Source organism: Streptomyces yaizuensis (assembly GCF_034961445.1).
In the GTDB taxonomy this organism is placed as follows: domain Bacteria; phylum Actinomycetota; class Actinomycetes; order Streptomycetales; family Streptomycetaceae; genus Streptomyces; species Streptomyces yaizuensis.
Genome location: NZ_BSBI01000002.1, coordinates 805857 through 828794, shown reverse-complemented (window position 1 = coordinate 828794; position 22938 = coordinate 805857). Strand labels below are relative to the sequence as shown.

General features: G+C 72.3%; 20 protein-coding genes. 14 read left to right on the top strand and 6 right to left on the bottom strand.

From position 1 onward, the window contains the following. Window positions 1–289: 289 nt before the first annotated feature. The 8 genes from SYYSPA8_RS07415 (at window position 290) to SYYSPA8_RS07380 (ending at window position 11895) form a co-directional block, all read left to right on the top strand. Complete coding sequence (locus SYYSPA8_RS07415) at window positions 290–1813, top strand: leucyl aminopeptidase (RefSeq protein ID WP_323446147.1); 1524 nt, start codon at window positions 290–292, stop codon at window positions 1811–1813. Window positions 1814–2168: 355 nt separating this feature from the next. Beyond that, window positions 2169–3557 carry a dihydrolipoyl dehydrogenase gene (gene lpdA, locus SYYSPA8_RS07410; RefSeq protein ID WP_323446146.1) on the top strand — a complete coding sequence of 463 codons (1389 nt, stop codon included), beginning with the start codon at window positions 2169–2171 and terminating at the stop codon, window positions 3555–3557. A gap of 92 nt (window positions 3558–3649) precedes the next feature. Further along, the gene (sucB, locus tag SYYSPA8_RS07405; RefSeq protein WP_323446145.1) at window positions 3650–5401 is read left to right on the top strand and encodes a 2-oxoglutarate dehydrogenase, E2 component, dihydrolipoamide succinyltransferase; all 1752 of its coding nucleotides are present in this window, start codon (window positions 3650–3652) and stop codon (window positions 5399–5401) included. Window positions 5402–5577: 176 nt separating this feature from the next. Beyond that, the gene (locus tag SYYSPA8_RS07400) at window positions 5578–6201 is read left to right on the top strand and encodes a GntR family transcriptional regulator (RefSeq protein WP_323446144.1); all 624 of its coding nucleotides are present in this window, start codon (window positions 5578–5580) and stop codon (window positions 6199–6201) included. 406 nt (window positions 6202–6607) lie between these two features. Next, window positions 6608–9289 (top strand): pyruvate dehydrogenase (acetyl-transferring), homodimeric type, encoded by a 2682-nt coding sequence (gene aceE, locus SYYSPA8_RS07395; RefSeq protein WP_323446143.1) that lies wholly within the window; start codon window positions 6608–6610, stop codon window positions 9287–9289. Window positions 9290–9424: 135 nt separating this feature from the next. Further along, on the top strand, window positions 9425–9964 hold the full coding sequence (locus SYYSPA8_RS07390; protein ID WP_323446142.1) for a GNAT family N-acetyltransferase: 540 nt from the start codon (window positions 9425–9427) through the stop codon (window positions 9962–9964). A 77-nt stretch (window positions 9965–10041) separates the two neighbouring features. Then, window positions 10042–10866, top strand: a complete 825-nt coding sequence (locus SYYSPA8_RS07385) for a MerR family transcriptional regulator (protein WP_323446141.1) — start codon at window positions 10042–10044, stop codon at window positions 10864–10866. 42 nt (window positions 10867–10908) lie between these two features. Then, window positions 10909–11895, top strand: coding sequence for a helix-turn-helix transcriptional regulator (locus tag SYYSPA8_RS07380; RefSeq protein WP_323446140.1), 987 nt, complete (start codon window positions 10909–10911; stop codon window positions 11893–11895). On the opposite strand, the gene SYYSPA8_RS07375 is transcribed toward SYYSPA8_RS07380, so the two are convergent. From SYYSPA8_RS07375 to SYYSPA8_RS07360, 4 genes are all read right to left on the bottom strand, one after another. Further along, on the bottom strand, window positions 11886–12809 hold the full coding sequence (locus SYYSPA8_RS07375) for an SDR family oxidoreductase (protein ID WP_323446139.1): 924 nt from the start codon (window positions 12807–12809) through the stop codon (window positions 11886–11888). The two genes, SYYSPA8_RS07380 and SYYSPA8_RS07375, sit on opposite strands and share 10 nt — an antisense overlap. Window positions 12810–12964: 155 nt before the next feature. Then, window positions 12965–13165, bottom strand: a complete 201-nt coding sequence (locus tag SYYSPA8_RS07370; RefSeq protein WP_323446138.1) for a DUF397 domain-containing protein — start codon at window positions 13163–13165, stop codon at window positions 12965–12967. 38 nt (window positions 13166–13203) lie between these two features. Then, window positions 13204–13407: a DUF397 domain-containing protein gene (locus tag SYYSPA8_RS07365; RefSeq protein ID WP_323446137.1), complete on the bottom strand. Its 204-nt coding sequence runs from the start codon at window positions 13405–13407 to the stop codon at window positions 13204–13206. Beyond that, complete coding sequence (locus tag SYYSPA8_RS07360; RefSeq protein ID WP_323446136.1) at window positions 13407–14246, bottom strand: helix-turn-helix domain-containing protein; 840 nt, start codon at window positions 14244–14246, stop codon at window positions 13407–13409. The genes SYYSPA8_RS07365 and SYYSPA8_RS07360 overlap by 1 nt, the downstream gene beginning before the upstream one ends. A gap of 175 nt (window positions 14247–14421) precedes the next feature. Between SYYSPA8_RS07360 and SYYSPA8_RS07355 the strand changes: the two genes are divergently transcribed. Both SYYSPA8_RS07355 and SYYSPA8_RS07350 read left to right on the top strand, forming a co-directional pair. Next, on the top strand, window positions 14422–14604 hold the full coding sequence (locus tag SYYSPA8_RS07355; RefSeq protein WP_323446135.1) for a hypothetical protein: 183 nt from the start codon (window positions 14422–14424) through the stop codon (window positions 14602–14604). A gap of 645 nt (window positions 14605–15249) precedes the next feature. Then, complete coding sequence (locus SYYSPA8_RS07350; protein ID WP_323446340.1) at window positions 15250–15774, top strand: DUF4240 domain-containing protein; 525 nt, start codon at window positions 15250–15252, stop codon at window positions 15772–15774. A 26-nt stretch (window positions 15775–15800) separates the two neighbouring features. Here the strand turns inward: SYYSPA8_RS07350 and SYYSPA8_RS07345 are convergent, their stop codons facing one another. Next, window positions 15801–16301 (bottom strand): GNAT family N-acetyltransferase, encoded by a 501-nt coding sequence (locus SYYSPA8_RS07345; RefSeq protein WP_323446134.1) that lies wholly within the window; start codon window positions 16299–16301, stop codon window positions 15801–15803. Between the two features lie 44 nt (window positions 16302–16345). Between SYYSPA8_RS07345 and SYYSPA8_RS07340 the strand changes: the two genes are divergently transcribed. Together SYYSPA8_RS07340 and SYYSPA8_RS07335 are read left to right on the top strand one after the other, a co-directional pair. Further along, the gene (locus SYYSPA8_RS07340; protein WP_323446133.1) at window positions 16346–17242 is read left to right on the top strand and encodes a TIGR01777 family oxidoreductase; all 897 of its coding nucleotides are present in this window, start codon (window positions 16346–16348) and stop codon (window positions 17240–17242) included. Window positions 17243–17619: 377 nt separating this feature from the next. Continuing rightward, window positions 17620–18942, top strand: a complete 1323-nt coding sequence (locus SYYSPA8_RS07335; RefSeq protein ID WP_323446132.1) for an NAD(P)/FAD-dependent oxidoreductase — start codon at window positions 17620–17622, stop codon at window positions 18940–18942. A gap of 101 nt (window positions 18943–19043) precedes the next feature. Here SYYSPA8_RS07335 and SYYSPA8_RS07330 read toward each other — a convergent pair whose 3' ends face one another. Further along, a complete protein-coding gene (locus SYYSPA8_RS07330; RefSeq protein WP_323446131.1) occupies window positions 19044–20600 on the bottom strand; it encodes a regulator in 1557 nt (518 codons plus the stop codon). 360 nt (window positions 20601–20960) lie between these two features. Here SYYSPA8_RS07330 and lipB point away from each other — a divergent pair, with 360 nt between their 5' ends. Next, window positions 20961–21755, top strand: a complete 795-nt coding sequence (gene lipB, locus SYYSPA8_RS07325; protein ID WP_323446130.1) for a lipoyl(octanoyl) transferase LipB — start codon at window positions 20961–20963, stop codon at window positions 21753–21755. Window positions 21756–21903: 148 nt separating this feature from the next. Further along, window positions 21904–22872, top strand: coding sequence for a lipoyl synthase (gene lipA / locus SYYSPA8_RS07320; protein ID WP_323446129.1), 969 nt, complete (start codon window positions 21904–21906; stop codon window positions 22870–22872). Window positions 22873–22938 lie beyond the last annotated feature (66 nt).

The window sequence follows — 22938 nt, the reverse complement described above, 5'->3', positions numbered from 1 at the left end:
CGGCGGGCTCGCGGCGCCCCCGACCGGAACCGGAAGCGGACGGAAGCGAACCCGTCCGGGTGCGCCCGCCCCCCGTCTCCGCCCTCCGTGCGCCGGGGCAACGGCCATCCCATGCTGGGGAGTTCCGCGCCGGGCGGGTTCACGCCACCGGTGATCACGCCCGGGTGAACGACTGCCGCCGTGAGCGGGCGGCGCGGGCGCGCGTACGCTTTCCAGCGCGGGGATGTCGACCTATCCCCCAACGGCCGCCAAAGGCCCCGGAACTCAATGGAAGCGAGATTTCACCACCGTGACTGCTCTCACTCTCAGCACTGCCGGCGCTGCGACGTTGCGCGCCGACGCCCTTGTCGTCGGGGTCGCGAAGGGCGCCAAGGGCCCGGTGGTCGCACCGGGCGCGGAGGCCGTGGACCAGGCGTTCGACGGAAAGCTCGCCGCCGTCCTGGAGACCCTCGGGGCCACCGGCGCCGAGGGTGAGGCCACCAAGCTGGCCGCGCCGGCGGGCTTCAAGGCCCCCGTCGTGCTGGCCGTCGGCCTCGGTGTCGTCCCCGAGGAGGGCGAGGCGTACGACGCCGAGGCCCTGCGCCGCGCGGCGGGCACCGCCGCCCGGGTGCTGCACGGATCGAAGAAGGCCGGGTTCGCGCTGCCGATCGAGGCCGTCGAGGACGCCGAGGCGATCGCCGAGGGCGCGCTGCTCGGCGCGTACGCGTTCACCGCCTACCAGGACGGCGGCAAGGGCGGGAAGGGCGGCGTCAAGCTGCCGCTGGCCGAGGTCGCCCTGCTGGGCGCCAAGCCGCGCGACAAGGCGTTCAAGGCCGCCGCCGAGCGTGCCCAGGTGGTCGCGGAGGAGCTGAACCGCTGCCGCGACCTCATCAACACCCCGCCGAACGACCTCACCCCCGAGGCCTTCGCCGCCGTGGCCGCCGCCGCCGGCAAGGAGCACGGCGTCAAGGTCCAGATCCTGGACGAGAAGGCGCTGATCAAGGGCGGTTACGGCGGCATCGTCGGGGTCGGCCAGGGCTCGCAGAACCCGCCGCGCCTGGTGAAGCTCACCTACACCGCCGGCAAGGACGCCAAGACGCTCGCCCTGGTCGGCAAGGGCATCACCTACGACTCGGGCGGCATTTCGCTCAAGCCGGCCGGCCACAACGAGACGATGAAGTGCGACATGAGCGGCGCCGGCGCCGTCTTCGCCGCCGTCATCGCCGCCGCCCGCCTGGGCCTCGGGGTCAACGTCACCGGCTGGCTGGCGCTGGCCGAGAACATGCCGTCGGGTTCGGCGACCCGCCCCGGCGACGTGCTGCGGATGCTCAGCGGCAAGACGGTCGAGGTGCTGAACACCGACGCCGAGGGCCGGCTCGTGCTGGCGGACGCACTGTGGAAGGCGTCCGAGGAGAAGCCCGACGCGATCGTGGACGTCGCGACCCTGACCGGCGCGATGGTGCTGGCGCTGGGCAACCGCACCTTCGGCGTGATGGCCAACGACGAGGCGTTCCGTACCGCGATCCACGAGACCGCCGGGGAGGTCGGCGAGCAGTCCTGGCCGATGCCGCTCCCCGCCGAGCTGCGCAAGGGCATGGACTCGCAGGTCGCCGACATCGCCAACATGGGTGAGCGGATGGGCGGCGGCCTGGTCGCCGGTCTCTTCCTCCAGGAGTTCGTGGGCGAGGGCATCACCTGGGCCCACCTGGACATCGCGGGCCCGGCCTTCCACGAGAGCGCCCCGTACGGCTACACCCCCAAGGGCGGCACCGGTTCCTCGGTCCGCACCCTGGTCCGGCTGGCCGAGAAGATCGCCGACGGCGAACTCGGCTGATCACTCTCCGTCACTCGATACGGTCCGGCCGCTCTCCAGGGCCGGGCCGTATCGTGCGACCGGCCGCCGGGCACCCCCGGCGTTCGCTCTGGACGAAACCCCGTATCACCAGGGAATCAGGGGTCGGCACAGCTCGTTCTTACCGACTGGTAACCCTTGGGGTGATCGATCAGACTCCCTCAGAGCCCCGCCCCGCGTCCCGTCTTTCCGCAACAAGTGCAAAGATGGGTCCTCGGCAGGACAGGGCCCCGACCAGAGGGCCGACGAGACATCGGCCGAACACCAGCCGAAGGGCCGGACATCCCCCCGGGTGAGGGGACCCCGGCGACCGGCGCTCATGCATGGAGGACGTGACGTGGCGAACGACGCCAGCACCGTTTTCGACCTAGTGATCCTCGGCGGCGGTAGCGGCGGTTACGCTGCGGCGCTGCGCGGTGCCCAGCTGGGTCTGAACGTCGCCCTGATCGAGAAGGACAAGCTGGGCGGCACCTGCCTGCACTACGGCTGCATTCCCACCAAGGCGCTGCTGCACGCCGGCGAGATCGCCGACCAGGCGCGCGAGTCCGAGCAGTTCGGCGTCCGCGCCACCTTCGAGGGCATCGACGTCGCGGCGGTCCACAAGTACAAGGACGACGTGATCTCCGGCCTGTACAAGGGCCTGACGGGGCTGATCGCCTCCCGCAAGATCACCGTCATCGAGGGCACCGGCCGGCTGGCCTCCCCCACCTCCGTGGACGTCAACGGCCAGCGCGTCGAGGGCCGCCACATCCTGCTGGCGACCGGCTCCGTGCCGAAGTCCCTGCCGGGCCTCCAGATCGACGGCAACCGGATCATCTCCTCCGACCACGCGCTGAAGCTGGACCGCGTCCCGCAGTCCGCGATCGTGCTCGGCGGCGGCGTCATCGGTGTCGAGTTCGCCTCCGCGTGGAAGTCCTTCGGGACCGACGTCACCGTGATCGAGGGCATGAAGCACCTCGTCCCGGTCGAGGACGAGAACAGCTCCAAGCTGCTGGAGCGCGCCTTCCGCAAGCGCGGCATCAAGTTCAACCTGGGCACCTTCTTCCAGCAGGCCGAGTACACCGAGTCCGGTGTCCGCGTGACCCTGGCGGACGGCAAGACCTTCGACGCCGAGGTGCTGCTCGTCGCCGTCGGCCGCGGCCCGGTCTCCGCCGGTCTCGGCTACGAGGAGCAGGGCGTCGCGATGGACCGCGGCTATGTCCTCGTCGACGAGTACATGCGGACGAACGTCCCCACCATCTCCGCGGTCGGCGACCTGGTCCCGACCCTCCAGCTCGCGCACGTGGGCTTCGCCGAGGGCATCCTGGTGGCAGAGCGGCTGGCGGGCCTGAGCCCGGTGCCGGTCGACTACGACGGCGTGCCCCGCGTGACCTACTGCCACCCCGAGGTCGCGTCCGTCGGTATCACCGAGGCCAAAGCCAAGGAGGTCTATGGCGCGGACAAGGTCGTCACCCTCAAGTACAACCTCGGGGGCAACGGCAAGAGCAAGATCCTGAAGACCCAGGGCGAGATCAAGCTCGTCCAGGTCAAGGACGGTGCCGTGGTCGGCGTCCACATGGTCGGTGACCGGATGGGCGAGCAGATCGGCGAGGCGCAGCTCATCTACAACTGGGAGGCCCTGCCGGCCGAGGTCGCGCAGCTGATCCACGCGCACCCCACCCAGAACGAGGCCCTGGGCGAGGCCCACCTCGCCCTCGCGGGCAAGCCCCTCCACGCCCACGACTGAGCAGCCCCCGGGCACGCCGACCATTCCGCACCTCCCCGGCCCGCGCTTCATCCGGGCCGGGGAGACACCATCCGTTAGGAGCAAGTGAAACCATGGCGGTTTCCGTAACCCTTCCGGCGCTCGGCGAGAGCGTCACCGAGGGCACTGTCACCCGCTGGCTGAAGGCAGAGGGCGAGCACGTCGAGGCCGACGAGCCGTTGCTGGAGGTCTCCACCGACAAGGTCGACACCGAGATCCCCGCGCCCGCGTCCGGGATCCTGGCGTCCATCAAGGTGGCCGAGGACGAGACCGTCGAGGTCGGCGCCGAGCTGGCCGTCATCGACGACGGCACCGGTGCTCCCGCCGCGGCCCCTGCCCCGGCCGCCGCCGAGGCGCCCGCTCCGGCCCCGGCTCCCGAGCCGGTCGCCGCCCCGGCTCCGGTGGCCGAGACTCCGGCTCCGGCTCCGGCCGCCGCGCCCGCCGCCGAGGCCCCTGCCGCCGGCGCCGTCGGCACCGACGTCGTTCTCCCCGCGCTCGGCGAGAGCGTCACCGAGGGCACCGTCACCCGCTGGCTGAAGGCAGAGGGCGAGCACGTCGAGGCCGACGAGCCGCTGCTGGAGGTCTCCACCGACAAGGTCGACACCGAGATCCCCGCCCCGGCCGCCGGTGTGCTGCTGGAGATCGTGGTCGGCGAGGACGAGACCGCGGAGGTCGGCGCCAAGCTGGCCGTGATCGGCGCCCCGGGTGCCGCTCCTGCCGCCGCCCCCGCCCCGGCCGCTCCGGCGCCCGCCGCCGCGCCCGCTCCGGCTCCGGCCCCCGTCGCCGCTGCCCCGGCTCCGGCTGCTCCGGCTCCGGCTCCGGCCGCCGCTGCCCCGGCGCCCGCCCCCGTCGCCCCGGCGCCGGTCGCGCCCGCCGCTCCGGCTCCCGCCGGCAGCGACGTGTACGTGACCCCGCTGGTGCGCAAGCTGGCCGCCGAGAACAGCGTCGACCTGACCACCGTGTCGGGCTCCGGCGTCGGCGGCCGCATCCGCAAGCAGGACGTCATCGACGCCGCGCAGGCCGCCAAGGCCGCCGCCCAGGCCCCCGCCGCCGCTCCGGCAGCAGCTCCGGCCGCCGCGAAGGCCCCGGCCCTCGCGGTCTCCCCGCTGCGCGGCCAGACCGTCAAGATGACCCGCATGCGCAAGGTCATCGGCGACAACATGATGAAGGCGCTGCACGGCCAGGCGCAGCTGACCACGGTGGTCGAGGTCGACCTCACCAAGGTCATGAAGCTGCGCGCCCGTGCCAAGGAGAGCTTCGCCGCCCGCGAGGGCGTCAAGCTGTCCCCGATGCCGTTCTTCGTCAAGGCCGCCGCCCAGGCGCTGAAGGCCCACCCGGTCGTCAACGCCCGGATCAACGAGGACGAGGGCACCATCACCTACTTCGACTCGGAGAACATCGGCATCGCCGTCGACTCCGAGAAGGGCCTGATGACCCCGGTCATCAAGGGTGCCGGTGACCTCAACCTGGCGGGCATCTCCAAGGTCACCGCCGACCTGGCCGCCAAGGTCCGGGGCAGCAAGATCACGCCGGACGAGCTGTCGGGCGCGACCTTCACGATCAGCAACACGGGCTCGCGCGGCGCGCTGTTCGACACCGTGATCGTGCCCCCGAACCAGGCCGCCATCCTCGGCATCGGTGCCACGGTCAAGCGCCCGGCGGTCATCGAGACCGCCGAGGGCACGGTCATCGGCATCCGTGACATGACCTACCTGTCGCTCTCCTACGACCACCGTCTGGTGGACGGCGCCGACGCCGCCCGCTACCTGACGGCGGTCAAGGCGATCCTCGAAGCCGGTGAATTCGAGGTCGACCTGGGCCTCTGAGCCCCGGCCCCAGCGATATGACAGGCGCCCCGCCCGGCGAGACCGGGCGGGGCGCTCTGGTGTCCGACCCGCCCTCCCCCCGGCGTACCTCCGCGGCTCTCCGGTGTCCCCCTACGGTGTCCACCGGCCCCGGAGGGGATAATCGACGGGCCTCGTCCCCCCGAAGGAGCCCCCACATGACCCCGCCCGTCGTCCAGTCGTTGCGGGAACAGATCCGTGCCCACATCGTGGAGGGCATCGTCAGCGGCCGCTGGAAGCCCGGCGAGCGGATCGTGGAGCGGGGCATCGCCACCGAGCTGAAGGTCTCCCAGACCCCCGTCCGCGAGGCCCTGCGGGAGCTGGAGAGCCTGCGCCTGATCGAGTCGGCGCCCAACAAGGGCGTACGGGTCCGCAACCTCACCGCCGCCGACCTGGAGGAGAGCTATCCCGTCCGGGCCGGTCTGGAGCAGATCGCGGCCGAGCTGGCGGCGGACCGTCTCGCCACGGACTGCTCGGCGCTGGAACCGCACGTCAGCGCCTTGTACGAGGCCGACCGCACCGGCGACTCCGCCGGCCAGGTCCGCCACACGGTCGGCTTCCACCGGGAACTGGTCCGCGCCGCCGGGAACGGGGTGCTCCTGCACACCTGGGAGGGGCTGGGCATCGAGGTCTTCACCGCGCTGTCCATCCGCTGGCTGGGCACGGTCCAGCAGTCCTACGCGGAGGAGCACCAGGCGCTGGTGGAGGCGTTCCAGCGGCACGACCCGCAGATCGGCGCCCTCGTGAAGGCCCACGTCCTCGGCTGTGCGCCTCGGCCATGATTTTTTCAGCTCGGTTCGCCTCCGGGGCGCTGGAGCGAGTGTCGACGGTCGATCGTGCTCTGGTCCTCGTACCTCGGACCTTCCGCGCGTTCTCCCTTTCGACACCCGCGGCGCCCCTTCGGCTCACTCGCGACAGGGCCGAGGCCGACGCATCGCCCAGCCGCAGCAACCCCGCCACAGATGAGCGCCGGAGAAGTGCGCATCTTGGCATCGGGTGCCCCATTTCACGGCACGGAATGCCAATTTCGCCCTCCGGAGAACTTTTATGTGCGAATACTTTGATCGATCATCGATCAGCGGCTTACAGTCATCCTCGGGTTCACCCACCCGTCGCCCTGTCCTGCCCGACAAGGCACCCGCACCACCCCCACCCCCTACTCCCCACTCCACTCCGGAAGGCGGCGACATGACCGACCCCGTAGCCAAGCTGCTTCCGAGCGAGCTGGACCAGCTCCCGGACCGCGACGCCGATGAGACCGCCGAGTGGACGGCATCTCTCGACGCCGTCGCCCACCACGCCGGCCCGCACCGCGCCGCATACCTGATGCGCCGCACGCTCCAGCACGCCGAAGCCGCCGGGGTCCCCGTGCCCCGGCTCCTGGAAACGGACTACGTCAACACCATCCCCACCGCCGCCGAGCCCGCGTTCGACGGCGACGAGGCGATGGAGTCCCGTATCACCGCGTGGAACCGCTGGAACGCCGCCGCCATGGTGACGCGCGGCTCCAAGCTGGGCGTCGGTGGCCACATCGCCACCTTCGCCTCCGCCGCCTGGCTGTACGAGACCGGCTTCAACCACTTCTTCCGGGGCAAGGAGGCGGACGGCAGCGGCGACCAGCTCTACATCCAGGGCCACGCCTCCCCCGGCATCTACGCCCGCGCCTTCCTCGACGGCCGCCTCACCGAGGCGCACCTCGACAACTTCCGCCAGGAGGCGGGCGGCGCCGGACTGCCCTCGTACCCGCACCCGCGCCGGCTGCCCTGGCTGTGGGAGTTCCCCACCGTCTCCATGGGCCTCGGCCCGCTCTCCGCGATCTACCAGGCGCGGTTCAACCGCTACCTGCACAACCGCGGCATCAAGGACACGGCGAACTCGCACGTCTGGGCCTTCCTCGGCGACGGCGAGATGGACGAGCCCGAGTCGACGGCGGCCCTGGCCCTCGCGTCCCGCGAGCAGCTGGACAACCTGACCTTCGTCATCAACTGCAACCTCCAGCGCCTCGACGGCCCCGTCCGCGCCAACTTCCGCGTGGTGCAGGAGCTGGAGGCCCAGTTCCGCGGCGCCGGCTGGAACGTGGTCAAGACCCTGTGGGGCTCCGCCTGGGACGAGCTGTTCCAGCTCGACACCACGGGTGCGCTGGTCCGCCGGCTGCGCGAGGTCCCGGACGCCCAGTTCCAGACGTACGCCACCCGCGACATCGGCTACATCCGCCAGCACTTCTTCGGCGCCGAGCCCGCCCTCGCGGAGCTGGGCCGGCTGCTCACCGACGCGAAGATCGCGGAGTGCTTCTACACCTCGCGCGGCGGCCACGAGGCCCGCAAGGTGTACGCGGCCTACCGCGCGGCCCTCGCCCACAAGGGCGCCCCGACGGTGGTCCTGGCGCAGACGGTCAAGGGTCACACCCTCGGCAAGGGCTTCGAGTCCAAGAACGCCAACCACCAGATGAAGAAGCTGTCGATCGACGAGTTCAAGGGCATGCGCGACCTGCTCGGGCTCCCGATCGCCGACAGCGCCTTCGACTCCGGTGTGGTGCCCTACGGCCACCCCGGCGCCGACTCCCCCGAGGTCCGCTACCTCCAGGAGCGCCGCGCGGCCCTCGGCGGCCCCGCCCCGGCCCGCCGCGTCCACGCGGTGGCGCTGCCGGACCCGGCGGCCACCTCTCCGCGTGCCTTCCAGGCCCTGGAGAAGGGCTCCGGCAAGCAGGAGATGGCCACCACCATGGCCTTCGTCCGGCTGATGAAGGACCTGATGCGGGACAAGGAGACCGGCCGCCGCTGGGTGCCGATCGTCCCCGACGAGGCCCGTACCTTCGGCATGGAGTCCCTGTTCCCGTCGGCCGGCATCTACTCGCCGCTGGGCCAGACGTACGAGCCGGTCGACCGCGACCAGCTGATGTACTACAAGGAGGCCAAGGACGGCCAGATCCTCAACGAGGGGATCACCGAGGCCGGCGCCATGGCCGACTTCATCGCCGCCGCCACGTCGTACGCGACGCACGGCGAGACGATGATCCCGTTCTACATCTTCTACTCGATGTTCGGCTGGCAGCGCACCGGCGACCAGATGTGGCAGCTCGCCGACCAGCTCGGCAAGGGCTTCATCGTCGGCGCCACGGCCGGCCGCACCACCCTGACCGGTGAGGGCCTCCAGCACGCGGACGGCCACTCGCACCTGATCGCGTCCACGAACCCGGCGTCGCTCAACTACGACCCGGCGTTCGCATACGAGATCTCGGTGATCGTCAAGGACGGTCTGCGCCGGATGTACGGCGAGAGCCCCGAGGACGTCTTCTACTACCTCACCGTCTACAACGAGCCGAAGCCGCAGCCCGCGATGCCCCAGGGCGTCGAGGAGGGCATCGTCAAGGGCCTGTACCGGTTCAAGGAGGGCGTCCCCGCCTCGGCCGACGCCCCCCGTATCCAGCTGCTCGGCTCCGGCACCGCGATCCACTGGGCCCTCGCGGCGCAGGAGATCCTGGCCGCCGAGTGGGGTGTCACGGCCGACGTCTGGTCCGCCACCTCCTGGGGCGAGCTGCGCCGTGACGCGCTGGAGGCCGACGCGGCCCTCCTGCGCGGCGAGGAGCGCACCCCGTACGTCCGCCAGGCGCTCGCGGGCGCCCCGGGCCCGGTGCTCGCGGTCAGCGACTGGATGCGTCAGGTCCCGGACCAGATCAGCCAGTGGGTGGAGCAGGACTGGTCCTCGCTGGGCACGGACGGCTTCGGCCTCTCCGACACCCGTGAGGCCGCCCGCCGCCACTTCGGCGTCGACCCGCAGTCGATCGTCGTCGCGGCGCTGGCGCAGCTCGCCCGGCGCGGCGAGGTCCCGGCCACGGCAGTGAAGGAGGCCCGGGAGCGCTACGGCCTCTGATCCCCCGGCTGAGCCCCGCCGGACGGACCCTTTCGCGGTCCGCCCGGCGGGGCTTTCCCGTACCCGGTCGCTCGGACGCGGTCGACCGGCCCCCGGGCCTTGATCGCTGCGGGGTCCGCTGCTTGGCTGGCCGGTATGACCGATCTCGGACCCGTCACCTGGCCACCCGCCCCGATCAGGACCGAGAGGCTCGTGCTCCGCGAGCCCGGGGCCCAGGACCGGGCGGCGGTCATCGAGCTGCTGGCCTCGCCGGAGGTGAACACCTACCTCGGCGGCCCCAGGCCGCGTGACGAGGTCGAGCGCGAGATACCCGGGGCGCCCGGTCGGCGCCCCGGCCTCTTCATCGTCGATCTCGGCGGAGAGATGATCGGCTGGATCACCCTCGCCAAGGACACGGGACATCTTCCTCAGGCCGCCGGGCGGGCCGAGCTGGGCTATCTGTTCCTGCCGCAGGCGTGGGGACACGGGTACGCCGCGGAGGCGTGCACGGCGGCACTCGGCTGGTTCGCCGGCGCGCTCCCCGGCGAGCCGGTGGTGCTCGCCACCCAGACCGCCAACGAACGCTCGATGCGCCTCGCGGCGAGGCTCGGGTTCACCGAGGTGGAGCGGTTCGAGGCGTACGGCGCCGAGCAGTGGTTCGGCGTGTGGTCCCCGGTCACGCGGACCGGTGCGTAGCCCTGAGGGCCTGTCCGGGCGCCACCCGCCGCGGATGTTGACCTTGACACTGTGTGAACCGGTGCACTGAGGGAGTCATGTTCACCATCGGAGACTTCGCCCGGCACGGCCGGGTGTCGCCGCGCATGCTGCGGCACTACGACGCCATCGGGCTGCTGCGGCCCGCCCGTACCGACCCCTTCACCGGCTACCGCCACTACACGGCGGATCAGCTCTCCCGGCTCAACCGGATCATCGCCCTCAAGGATCTCGGCCTCTCCCTGGAACAGGTCGGCCGGATCCTCGCGGACCAGGTGACCACGGAGGAGCTGCGGGGGATGCTGGTCCTGCGCCGGGCGGAGCTGGCGCAGGCCGTCGCGCGGTCGGCGGCGCTGCTCGGCCAGGTCGAGGCGAGGCTCCGGTCCATCGAGAGCGAGGGGCACATGCCCAGCGACGAGATCGTTGTGAAGTCCGTCCCGGCCGTCCGGGTGGCGGAGCTGTCCGCCGAGGCGGCGAGTTACTCCCCCGAGGACATCGGCCCGGTGATCCAGCCGCTGTACGACCGGCTGTGCACGGCGCTGGAGACCGCCGGAGTGGTGCCCACCGGGCCGTCGGTCGCGTACTACGAGGAGGTCCCCGGCGGCGAGGGCAGGGTCGTGGTGCACGCGGCCCTCACCGTCGGCGCGGACGTGCCGCTCCGCGCCGGCGGGGACTTCGCCGTCGTGGACCTGCCGGCCGTCGAGCACGCGGCGACGATCGTGCACCGGGGCCCGATCGAGAACGTCGTGGCCACGGAGCAGATCCTTGCCCGCTGGATCGAGGCCGGCGGCCACCGGTCGGCCGGGTACTCCCGCGAGGTCTACCTGGAGGCTCCGGAGGACCGTTCCGCGTGGGTGGTCGAACTCCAGGAACCCCTGGTGTGATCCCCCACGGCCGCGCGCGGCCCCCTCGGCCATGATGGGGGGATGCGCGCTGCCCGGCTGATCAAGATGGTGCTCCTGCTCCAGAACCGGCCCTCGATGACGGGGGCGGAGCTGGCCCGCGAGCTGGAGGTGTCGGAGCGGACCGTGACCCGGGACGCGCTGGCCCTGTCGGAGGCGGGGGTCCCGGTCTACGCGGACCGGGGCCGCGCGGGCGGCTACCGCCTCCTCGGCGGCTACCGCACCCGGCTGACGGGCCTCGGGCGCAGCGAGGCGGAGGCCCTGTTCCTCTCCGGTCTGCCGCAGGCCCTGCGTGACATGGGCCTGGAGGACGCGGCGTCGGCGGCGCGGCTGAAGGTGTCGGCGGCGCTGCTGCCGTCCCTCAGCGACGCCCCGGCGAACGCGGCCCAGCGCTTCCATCTGGACGCCCCGGGCTGGTTCCAGGAGCCACAGACGCCCGAGCTGCTGCCGGTGGTGGCGCGGGCGGTGTGGGCGGACCGGCGGCTGCGGGTGGAGTACCGCAACCGCCGGGACGAGCCCGTCGAACGGGACCTGGAGCCGTACGGGCTCGTCCTCAAGGCGGGCGTCTGGTACCTGTGCGCGCGGGTGGACGGCTCGTACCGGGTCTACCGGCTGGACCGTCTCGTATCGGCCACCGAGCCAGCGCCGGACGATCCCTTCGAACGGAACGAGGAATTCGACCTGCCCGGCTTCTGGTCGGAGCGCGCGGAAGAGTTCAACCGCTCCCTGCTCCGCTCGGAGGCCGTCGTCCGGGTCACCCCCGAGGGCGCGCGGCGGCTGCCGTACCTGACCGAGCGGTCCACCGCCCGCGAGGCCCTCGCGGCGGCCGGCCCGCCCGACTCGGCGGGACGGCTCACCCTGACCCTGCCCGTCGAGTCCCCCGACGTGGCCTTCGCGCAACTCTTCGCCCTCGGTCCGGACCTCGAAGTACTGGAGCCCGCAGAGCTACGGGACCGGTTCGCGGACGCGGCCCGCCGGACGGCCGATCTGTACGGCTCCGCTCACCGGTAGTCCTTCGGGTCGGGCTCGCCGCCGGCCTTCTCCGCGAGGATGAACCCCCAGACATCGGGCCGGCTGCCGTCGCTGTCCGTGAAGCCGTACTCCTGCGCCAGCTCCCCGCTGTCCAGCGACTGCCCGTTGAACCGGTGCCGCCCCGGGTCGGCGGCGAGCGCTGCGACCCCCCGCCCCAGATAGACGGGCGACTCGGACAGCGACCAGTGCGGCTGGGCCTGGGTGCCCTCGCGCCAGTTCTCCTCGGTGAGCCCGAAGTGGTCCAGCATCTCCTCGGACCGCAGAAAGCCGGGGGTGACCGCCACGGCCGTGCAGCCGAGCACCATCAGCTCGTCCCCGAGGAGCCGGGCCATGCGGATGGGCGCGTTCTTCGCGAGGTCGTAGTAGAAGTTCTCCCGGGGCTCCCGGTTGGTCCGCGCGGTCCCGTCGGTGACCTCCACGACCAGCCCACCGGGCCGCCGGACGAGCAGCGGAAGCGCGATGCTGCTGGTGACGATGTGCGTCCGCACCCCGAGGTCGAGCATCCGCAGCCCCCGGTCGAGGTCGACGTCCCACATCCGGGTGTCGAAGTCGAGGTAGGCGTTACCGCCCCAGACGTCGTTGACGAGGATGTCGAGCCGCCCCTGCTCCCGGTCGATCCGGGCGACCAGCTCCCGTACCTGGTCCGCTTCCATGTGGTCGGTGGGCACGGCGATCCCCTGCCCACCGGCGGCGTCGACCAGCTCGGCGGTCTCCTCGATGGTCTCCCCGGCCCGCCCCATCTCACTGACCTTCCCCCGGGCGGTCCGCCCGGTCACATACACGGTGGCCCCCACCGCCCCGAGCTGCACGGCAATGGCCCGCCCTGCGCCACGCGTCGCTCCGGCGACGAGGGCGACCTGTCCGGCGAGGGGGGTGTTCGGTGTCTGTGTCATACGGGCGACGCTCGCACGGATACCCGACAGCTTCTGTCCGGCATTCCCCGGCGGTACGGGGATGTCAGCCCTTCGGCGGCGCGCGGGCGTGGGACGGGGTTGAGCCCCGCCGCTCCGGCGTTCGGGGCGGCGGGGCTCGGAGGCGTCGCGGGGGTCTAGCGGGCGGCGTGCCGGGCGAGGGCGACGAGCCCGGCGAAGGCGTCTGCGGAGACCATGAGGGCCGGGCCGCTCGGGCTCTTACTGTCCCGGACGGGGACGATGCCGGTGGCGGACGCGTAGGCGGGGGCCCATTCGACACAGGTGCCGCCGTTGTTGCTGTAGGAGGACTTGAACCAGCGAGGGGATTCGGTCGTCACGAGGTGCCCTTTCGTAACTCGCGGATCATGGAGAGGGGCTACAGCTGAGTGGAGCGGGCGAGGGCGACGAGCCCGGCGAAGGCGTCTGCCGAGACCATCAGGGCCGGACCGGCCGGGCTCTTACTGTCCCGGACGGGGACCACGCCGGTGGCGGACGCGTACGCAGGGGCCCATTCGACACAGGTGCCGCCGTTGTCGCTGTAGGAGGATTTGACCCAGCGGAGGGGTTCGATCGTGGTCATCACGGGGTGCCCTTTCGTACCTCATTGATCATGTCCACCGATGCCGCTTGCGCCAGCGAGACGGCTTGCAGCTGATGGTAGGCCGTCAACAGGGGCCTGACAGCTGTTGTTTCACGCTCCATGTGCCCCTGGGTCTGAGACTCGACGTACGAGACCAAAGAGCAATCGGGCAAGGTGAGCAAGTTGACCGGCCGGTTGAACGTCCTGCGTTCCCCGATGTCGTACGGGGCGATGTGCAGCACAGTGTTGGGGAGCGCGGCGAACTCCACCAGCCGGGCCAGCTGAGCATCCATGACCTCACGGCCACCGACGGGTCGGCGGATGCAGCTCTCGTCCATCACCACCGTCACCATGGGGGGACGAGGACGCACCAGCGCGGCCTGACGCTCAGCCAGGAACTCCACTCGCTCAACGCCCTGTTCCTCCGTGATGGCACCGCGATGAACGGCGCCGTTCACCAGCGCCTGCGCGTAGCCCGGCGCCTGAAGAAGCCCCGGGATGATCCCGACCTCGAACAACCGGATCTCCACCGCCCGGCCTTCGTACCTCAGGTACTCCGGAAAGCCCTGGAGCAGGTTGCCGTGCCGGATCTCGCCCCACGCGCGTTCGAATGAATCGGCCAATCCTTCGAGCCCGAAGCACGCGTCCAGATCACGCGAGAAACGCCGGGTCGGAGGCTTACGACCAGTTTCGACCGCCGAAATGTGCTGGCTGGAGTAGTCCAACCGCTCGGCAAGTCTCTCCTGCGTCCATTCACGCGCCTCGCGCAAACTGCGCAGACGCACGCCAAACGCTGCGACCGGCCCTGCGTCCGGATTCAACTCCTTACGGTTTACCACCGGATGACCATTCCTTCCTTCACTTCCAGCAAGTTGAAGGGCCCTGCCTGATGGGCCACGCTGACGTCACTTGGTAGTGAGCCCACTACGGAGAGGAGCCGTTGTGGATGATGGGAACGGTCCCACAAAACGACAGGATCCCCAACTCGCCGTCGGTGCACTGGCGTTCGACACGGTGACCAGGTCAATCGGCGTGGTGATGGCGGAGTACGGCACGCGCTACTACCTCCGTCCGCCGCACGGCGGGTGCGAGTGGGACGCGCCCCGGGGCGACATCCGGCCCGCCACCGTCACCGATCAGATCAGGCCCGAGCTGACCGAGACGAACAAACGCAGCAGCGCGGCAGGTGCCCTATGAAAAAGCTCAAGGAAGGCGCCGCGACGGCGGTCCTCATAGCCGCCTATCTCTCCATAGTCGGGCTGCTGATATCCGCAGCGCGCGACCAGATCTAAGAAACTCCCAGACTCCGCTTTCGCGCGGCAGTGGTCCCTTGCCACTGCGCACCACCGCGCGGAAGCGGCCCCCGGCCCCGGTCGCCATTCCATTCCCCCGCACAGGCGGCCGGGGCCACCTCTCTTTTCCCCCGGCGCGGGGTACCGGTCGCCTCTTTTCCCCCGGCGCGGGGTACCGGTCGCCCGCGCCGTGGACGAGGGCGGGGGTGCAGGGTCGCCCCCGCAGGGGATCGGCGGAGACTCGCCCGCACCGGACCTCGTGAGTACGCTCGCCGACCCCGAGGAGGTGAGCCCGGAGGCCCCGCCAACCCGCACCACCACCCGCGCCCGGGACAGGCCGCACAAAACCAGCCCGTCCGGCGATTGAGGACGGACCCGCACCCCGCCCAGGGCGCAGAAACACAGACCCGCACCGCCGGGCACAGGCAACCCGCACAAACCAAGCCCCGCCGGCGATTGAGGCGCGGGGGCCTCGGGGGCTGGCCCCCGACAACCACCCGCACCACCTCCGCTCGCGCCACCCGCCCGCACCCTGGATGCTGGACCCGTGATGGACGAGACGGAGTTCTGGGAGATCGTGGACCGCACCCGCGAGGACGCCGAGGGCGACCCCGAGGAGCACGCCGATCTGCTGGTGGAGCGGCTGACCCGGCTCGATCCGGATTCCGTGCTGGACTTCGCCCGGCACTTCGAGGCCCGTTACATCCGTGCGTACACGTGGGACCTGTGGGGCGCGGCGGCCGTGCTGCTCGACGGGGCGAGTGACGACGTATTCGACTGGTTCCGGTGCTGGCTGATCGGGCAGGGCCGGGACGTCTTCGAGGGCGGGGTGCACGACCCGGACTCGCTCGCGGGGCTGCTGGACGAGTTCGACCCGGAGATCGACGGGGACGGGGAGGACCTGGGGTTCGCAGCGGATGAGGCGTACGAGCAGCTCACGGGCGTGATGGCGCCGGATCTGGGGCTTCCGCCGGGGCCGGAGGAGCCGCTGGGCACGCCGGTCGACTTCGAGGACGACGCGGAGCTGGCCCGGCGGTTCCCGCTGCTGTGGGAGCGGTTCGGAACCGCCGGCTGACCCACCCTCCGAGACACCCGAAGGACCTAGAGCGCGCGCCCCATCAGGACATCGTCCACGTACTCCCCGTCGAGCAGGAACTCACCCGGCAGGATGCCTTCGACCACGTACCCCTCCGCCTCGTACAGCGCACGCGCGGGCGCGTTGTGGGCCAGGACCCGCAGGGTCATCCGGACCGCGCCGCGCCGCCGGGCCTCGTCGGCGGCGGCACGCAGCAGCGCGCGGCCGACGCCGCGCCCCCGGGCCGCTTCGGCGACGGCGAAGCCCTGGATCTGGAGGACGTGGCGGTTGCAGGCGAGCGGGGTGGGCGGGACCAGTCTGATGTAGCCGAGGAGCCCGGCGGCGGGGTCGGCCGGGTCCTCGGCGACGAGGACGTTCTCGGGCCGGGTGCGCTCGTGGAAGAAGGGCTCGAAGGGCGGCTCGGCGCGGGGGGTGACCGCGTGCAGGGACGACCAGGTGTCGTGGTCGAGCTGGGCGAGCGCCGCGTCGTCGGTGAGCCGGGCGGGGCGCGGATACGACTCTTCCATGCGGCAACTGTGTCACGCGGGGGTCGCGGGGCAGACTGGTTTTCATGCGGATCGCGATCTCCGGCTCCTCCGGTCTCATTGGCACGGCACTCACCCGCTCCCTGCGGGCGGACGGACACGAGGTGGTCCGCCTGGTGCGGCGCCCGTCCCGGTCGGGCGACGAGGTGGAGTGGGACCCGCTGGGGCAGTACGTGGACGCGGCGGGCCTGGTCGGGTGCGAGGCCGTGGTGAATCTGGCGGGCGCGGGCATCGGCGACCACCGGTGGACGGAGGCGTACCGCCGGCAGATCCGGGACAGCCGGGTCCTGGGGACGGCGGCGCTGGCGGAGGCGGCGGCGACGCTGGATCCGCTGCCCCGGGTGTTCGTGTCCGGGAGTGCGATCGGGTACTACGGCGAGACCGGGGACCGGGCGGTGGACGAGAGCGCTCCGCCCGGGGACGGCTTTCTGCCGGGGGTGTGCGTGGAGTGGGAGGAGGCGGCGGCTCCGGCGGAGGAGGCGGGCATCCGGACGGCGTACGCGCGCACGGGTCTGGTGGTGGCGCGGCACGGTGGGGCGTGGGGGCGGATGTTCCCGCTGTTCCGCGCGGGGCTCGGGGGGCGGCTGGGGGACGGCCGCCAGTACTGGAGCTTCATCGCGCTGCACGACGAGGTGGCGGCGCTGCGGCAGCTGATCGACACGGAGTCGCTGGCGGGGCCGGTGAATCTGTCGGCGCCGGCGCCCGCGACGAATCGGGAGGTCACGGCGGCGATGGGGCGGGTGCTGCGGCGTCCGGCGCTGCTGCCGGTGCCGGAGTTCGCGCTGCGGGCGGTGCTGGGGGAGATGGCGGGGGACGTGCTGGGCAGTCAGCGGGCGGTCCCGGCGAAGCTGCTGGAGTCGGGGTTCACGTTCGCGTTCCCGGGGATCGAGGAGGCGATCGGAGCGGCGCTGGCGCAGGGCTGACGCGGGAACGCCTACCGGGCTGCGCGGGGGGGGCGCAAGCAGCCCGCCGGCTGCCCGCCGACGCCGGCACGGGAACACCCCCCAGGGCACGCGGGGGGGGCGCGGCCACCCGCCCACGCCCGCCCACCCCCCGCCGAATCCATGGCGCAGACGCCCCGGACGGCCCCCCGGGCCCAGCCGGAACACCCGCCCCCACCGCCGTCCGGCGGCCCCCTCCGCCAGTGCGCCCCCGCGCTCCGGTGCCCCGCTCCGTGCGCGCGTCGCACACGGGTTCCCCCTCCCTACGCTCGATGCGAACGCGGGCATCCCACGCGCCCGCCGGGGGCATGTCCCCCGCACAGCGGCACGCCGCGCACGCCGACCTCGGGGAGGGGCACGTGCTCATCAGCACCGCTCATATCGCGGACCACGCGGACGTCGTCATCGTCGGGGCCGGTATCTCCGGTCTCTCGGTGGCCCATCGGCTGACCAGGGCCGGCATCAGCGTCAGCGTTCTGGAGGCGGCCGATCGGCCGGGCGGCAGACTCTCGACGGAGGAGATCGACGGGTTCCGGCTGGACCGGGTGGGCCAGCTGCTCAGCACCTCGTACACGGAACTGCGGCGCACCGCGAGCCTGGTGGACGTGCCGCTGCGGACGTTCGCGCCGGGGGTGCTGGTCCACAGTGGCGGGCGGCTCCAGCGGACCGGGGAGAGCGTGCGCCGCCCCGGCGAGGCGGGGAGCGCGAGGAGCGCACTCACCATGGCGCGCGCCCTGGCAAGCGCCCCCAGGCCGCTGGACGAGGCCCGGCTGAGCGCGTCGCTGGCCCGGCTCGCGGGGACGTCGGTGGAGCGGCTGATGGCCCGCCCTGAGCGGACGGCGGCACAGAGTCTGACCGCGCGGGGCCTGCCGTTCCGTACCGCGCAGGGGGTTCTGCGCCCGTTGCTGTCCGCGCTGCTGTGCGACCCGGAGCTGACGACGTCGAGCCGGTGCGCCGATCTGGCGCTGCGGGGCTTCGCGCGGGGGCGGCTGTGTGTGCCCGCCGGGGGTGCGTCGCTGCTGCCGGAGCGGCTGGCGGCGGCGCTGCCGGAGGGGACGGTGAGCTGCGGGGTGCGGGTGCGGGACGCGTCGATCGACCGGGTCACCACGGACCAGTACGGGACGCTGTCCTGCCGGGCGCTGGTGCTGGCGACGGGCGCGCGGGAGGCGGCGGAGGTGCTGCCGGGGCTGCGGGTGCCCCGGTTCCACCCGGTGACGGTGGTGCACCACAGCGCGCCGCAGCCGCCGCCGACGGGGGCGTCGCTGGTGCTGGACGGGGAGGGCGGCGGTCCGGTGTCGCACACGGCGGTGATGAGCGAGGTGGACCCGGCGCGGGCGCCCCGGGGCGGTGCGCTGATCTCCTCGACGGTCCTCGGACCGCCGGCGCCGGGTCTGGACCTGGCGGTACGCAGGCAGCTGGCGCGGTTGTACGGGGTGGGCACGGACGACTGGGAGCTGCTGGCGGTGCACCACGACCCGTACGCCGTACCCGCGATGGACGCGCCGCACGATGTGCACCGGCCGGTGCGGGTCCTCGCGGGGCTCTATGTGTGCGGGGACCACCGGGCGACGAGCACGGTGCAGGGGGCGCTGCTGTCGGCCCGGCGCACGGCGAGCGCGATCCTGCGGGACTTCGCAGTCCGGCCGCCGGAGGCCCGGCCGGCCCGCCCGGAGGCGGCCTGACCCGGACCGCCGGGGGCCGGTGCTCATACCGGGACCGGCCTGTCCGGGGGCCGGTGCTCGTACCGGGGGCCGGACTGTCCACGGGACCGGCCCCCGAACGGTCAGCCGAGGGCGGCGACCCGGTCGCGGTACCCCCGTACCGCCGCCGCGTCCCGGTAGGGCTCCAGCCGGCGTTCGAAGTCCTGGATGTACTCCAGGGCCCGCGCCGACCGCATCTCGGCGGCCTGGAGGGCGGCCTCCGCCCCCAGTGCGCACGCCTGGTCCAGCTCGCCGAGGGCGAGCCGGGACGAGGCGAGGACCACCCGGCAGAAGAGCCGGCTGCGGGCCATCGCCACCGGGCGCAGCTGGAGCGAGCGCTCGGCGTACTGGACGGCCTGCCGGTACTGCTGGAGATCGCGGTGGCAGTGCCCGAACTCGTCGCTGAGCTGCGCCTCGTCGAACGTGCGCGCCCAGGAGGGCGCCTCGTCGGCGGGGCGGGCGGCGGCGAAGGCCCGTTCGGTGCGGAGCAGGGACGCGGTGCAGGCGCGGGCCTCGCCGAGGACCCCGTGCCCGCGTGCCTCGACGGCGTGCAGGAGGGCCTGGACCACCGGGGGCGCGGCGGGTCCGACGCCCTGCTGGGCGACCCGGGCGAGCTGGACGGCCTCCCGGCCGTGGCCGAGGTGGACGGCCTGGCGGGCCATGGTGACGAGGACGTACGAGCCGTAGGCCCGGTCGCCCGCCGCCTGGGCCAGCCGCAGCGCCTGGACGAAGTAGCGCTGGGCGAGGCCGTGGGCGGCGATGTCGTACGAGGTCCAGCCCGCGAGGCGGGTGAGGTCGGCGACGGCGCCGAAGAGCCGGCGGCCGACGGCCTCGCCGTAGGTGCCCCGGAGCATCGGTTCGGCCTCGTGCTCCAGGTAGCGCACCAGGGCCTGGCGGGCGTGGCCGCCGCCGTAGGCGTGGTCGAGGGTGCGGAAGAGTTCGCCGACGGAGCGCAGCGCGGCGATGTCACCGCTGGTGACGCGCTGCCCGGGGCCCCGGTCGGCGCCAAGCCCCGGCGCTGCCGGGCCGACGTGTCCGGCGGCACCGCCGACACCTGCTGCGCCGGCTGCACCTGCTGCGCCTGCTGCGCCTTCAAGGAGTCGATCGCGCTGCCGGGGGACGTTGCCGAGGCCCTGGGCGGGTACCCGGGTCGCGGTGTGCCCGACCCGGCCGTAGCGCTCCTCGCTGCGGCCCACGCGGTCGTCGGCCCGGCCGATCAGCCAGTCCCGGCTGGGGACCACCAGACCGGCCGGGGTGAAAGCGATCTTGCGGAGTTCGGTGTGGCTGCCGGAGTCCTTCCGCCACAGTCCGCTGACGATGTCGACGGCCTCCTCGGGGGTGGCGGCGAACTCCAGGCCCGCGTAGACGGGGGCACAGGCGTCGAGGCCGAGATCCTGGGCGGAGAGCCGGCGGCCCAGCCGGCGGGTGAAGACCTCGGCGATCAGCGCCGGCGTGGTCCCGCGCGGCTGCTGGCCCCGCAGCCACCGTGTCACGGACGTTTTGTCGTAGCGCAGGTCCAGGCCGTGTTCCAGGCCGAGCTGATCCACCCTCCGGGCCAGGCCCGCATGGGAGAATCCGGCTTCCTGGATGAGCGCGGCGAGCTGGCGGTTGGGCATGCGCGGCGAGGGTCGTTCCGTCATCAGCTATGCGGTCTCCTGCCTTCCGGGCCGGTCACAGCCCTGGTGGCCCTCAAGGAACGGCGTGAATGTAGCGGCCCTTACCGTGAGTACCGCCGCCGTGACCCCACTTTCATCCGATCGTGTGAGGATCGGGGGTGGTACTGACGGTTCGCGCCCCTCCTGCGGGGGATGCGCCGCAGCCCTGCGGGGTGATCCGTCCCCCGGCCGTCCCCCGGCCGGCTCCGGCTCGCCGCCGGGTCGTCCCCCGGGGCCGGCTCCGGGTCGTCTCCCGGCCACTCCGGCCGGTCGTCCGTGGCGGTGCCGCCGTACAGTGGCTGGGGCTCGATCAGTGCATGGTGAACGCGTTAGGGAGGCAGTGCCGTGAGTGAGCTGCGGTTCGTCCGGCTGGGCTTCGGCGAGGAAGCGGTCGAGTACCAGGAGGCGTGGCAGAAGCAGCGCGAGGTGCACGCCGCCCGGTTCGCGGACGAGGTCCCGGACACCTGTCTGCTGCTGGAGCACCCGCCGGTGTACACGGCGGGCCGGCGGACGGTGGACAGCGAACGTCCCCTGGACGGCACCCCCGTGATCGACGTGGACCGGGGCGGCAAGATCACCTGGCACGGTCCGGGCCAGCTCGTCGGCTACCCGATCATGAAGCTGCCCCGGCCGGTGGACGTGGTGGCCCATGTCCGCAGGCTGGAGGAGGCGCTGATCCTCGCCTGCGCGGACCTCGGCCTGGAGACCAGCCGGCTGGAGGGCCGCAGCGGGGTGTGGGTGCTGGGCGACCCGGTGGCGGAGCGGCCGGCGGCCGGCGGGCTCTCGCTCGACTTCGACCCGCGTCTGCACGACGAGGAGTTCGACCCCCGGCTGAACGGTCCCGAGTACGCGCCGTCCAACGCCGGGCAGCGCCGGGAGGACCGCAAGCTGGCCGCGATCGGGATCCGGATCGCGAAGGGCGTCTCGATGCACGGCTTCGCGCTCAATGTGAACCCGGACAACACCTGGTTCGACCGGATCGTGCCGTGCGGAATCCGGGACGCGGGTGTGACGTCGCTCTCGGCGGAGCTGGGGCGGGAGATCACGATCGAACAGACGCTGCCGGTGGTGGAGCGCAGGCTGCGGGAGATCCTGGAGGCGGCGGATCTGAGGCCGCGCCCGGTGGGCACTCCGGCGTAGCCCCCCTTCACAGCCGGGAGTCCGGGCCGTTCGGGGGAATGGGTCCCGAGGTCCCCGGGTTGGCCGGAGGGAAAGCCGAACAAATGACGGGCGTACCCTGGTGGACGCCGCAGATTCGAATGCCGCGATAGCAGAAAGGGGCGCCGACGTGTCCGCTGTCGCACCCGACGGACGCAAGATGCTTCGCCTGGAGGTCCGGAACGCCCAGACCCCCATCGAGCGCAAGCCCGAGTGGATCAAGACCCGGGCGAAGATGGGCCCCGAGTACACCAAGATGCAGAATCTGGTGAAGGGCGAGGGCCTGCACACCGTCTGCCAGGAGGCGGGCTGTCCCAACATCTACGAATGCTGGGAGGACCGCGAGGCGACCTTCCTCATCGGTGGCGACCAGTGCACCCGGCGCTGCGACTTCTGCCAGATCGACACCGGCAAGCCCCAGGCGCTCGACCGTGACGAGCCCCGCCGGGTCGGCGAGTCCGTCGTCACGATGGACCTGAACTACGCCACGATCACCGGTGTGGCCCGGGACGACCTCCCGGACGGCGGTGCCTGGCTGTACGCGGAGACCGTGCGGCAGATCCATCAGCAGACCGCCGGGCGAGCGGAGGGCCGCACCAAGGTGGAGCTGCTGGCGCCCGACTTCAACGCGGTGCCGGAGCTGCTGGCGGAGGTCTTCGACTCCCGTCCCGAGGTCTTCGCGCACAACGTCGAGACCGTGCCCCGGATCTTCAAGCGGATCCGCCCCGGTTTCCGTTACGAGCGTTCGCTGGACGTCATCACCCGTGCCCGCGAGGCGGGGCTCGTCACCAAGTCCAATCTGATCCTGGGCATGGGCGAGGAGCGCGCGGAGGTCAGCGAGGCGCTGCGGCAGCTGCACGAGGCGGGGTGCGAGCTGATCACGATCACGCAGTATCTGCGGCCCTCGGTGCGGCACCACCCGGTGGAGCGGTGGGTGAAGCCGATGGAGTTCGTGGAGCTGAAGGACGAGGCCGAGCAGATCGGCTTCTCCGGTGTGATGTCGGGGCCGCTGGTGCGGTCCTCGTACCGCGCGGGCCGGCTCTACGGGCAGGCCATCGAGCGGCGCACGGAGCAGGTCGCGGCGGCGCAGGCGGTCTGACGTCCGCGTACGCCCGGATCCCGGGCAGTCTGTGAATTGAAGCACAAGCACTTACCCATCGGTAAC

Coding starts and splice junctions, on each gene's coding strand:
- sucB (WP_323446145.1), top strand. CDS start 3,650: ATGGCGGTTTCCGTAACCCTTCCGGCGCTCGGCGAGAGCGTCACCGAG.
- SYYSPA8_RS07375 (WP_323446139.1), bottom strand. CDS start 12,809: ATGACACAGACACCGAACACCCCCCTCGCCGGACAGGTCGCCCTCGTC.
- SYYSPA8_RS07345 (WP_323446134.1), bottom strand. CDS start 16,301: ATGGAAGAGTCGTATCCGCGCCCCGCCCGGCTCACCGACGACGCGGCG.
- SYYSPA8_RS07400 (WP_323446144.1), top strand. CDS start 5,578: ATGACCCCGCCCGTCGTCCAGTCGTTGCGGGAACAGATCCGTGCCCAC.
- SYYSPA8_RS07365 (WP_323446137.1), bottom strand. CDS start 13,407: ATGACCACGATCGAACCCCTCCGCTGGGTCAAATCCTCCTACAGCGAC.
- SYYSPA8_RS07340 (WP_323446133.1), top strand. CDS start 16,346: ATGCGGATCGCGATCTCCGGCTCCTCCGGTCTCATTGGCACGGCACTC.
- SYYSPA8_RS07390 (WP_323446142.1), top strand. CDS start 9,425: ATGACCGATCTCGGACCCGTCACCTGGCCACCCGCCCCGATCAGGACC.
- aceE (WP_323446143.1), top strand. CDS start 6,608: ATGACCGACCCCGTAGCCAAGCTGCTTCCGAGCGAGCTGGACCAGCTC.
- SYYSPA8_RS07385 (WP_323446141.1), top strand. CDS start 10,042: ATGTTCACCATCGGAGACTTCGCCCGGCACGGCCGGGTGTCGCCGCGC.
- SYYSPA8_RS07330 (WP_323446131.1), bottom strand. CDS start 20,600: ATGACGGAACGACCCTCGCCGCGCATGCCCAACCGCCAGCTCGCCGCG.
- SYYSPA8_RS07350 (WP_323446340.1), top strand. CDS start 15,250: ATGGACGAGACGGAGTTCTGGGAGATCGTGGACCGCACCCGCGAGGAC.
- SYYSPA8_RS07380 (WP_323446140.1), top strand. CDS start 10,909: ATGCGCGCTGCCCGGCTGATCAAGATGGTGCTCCTGCTCCAGAACCGG.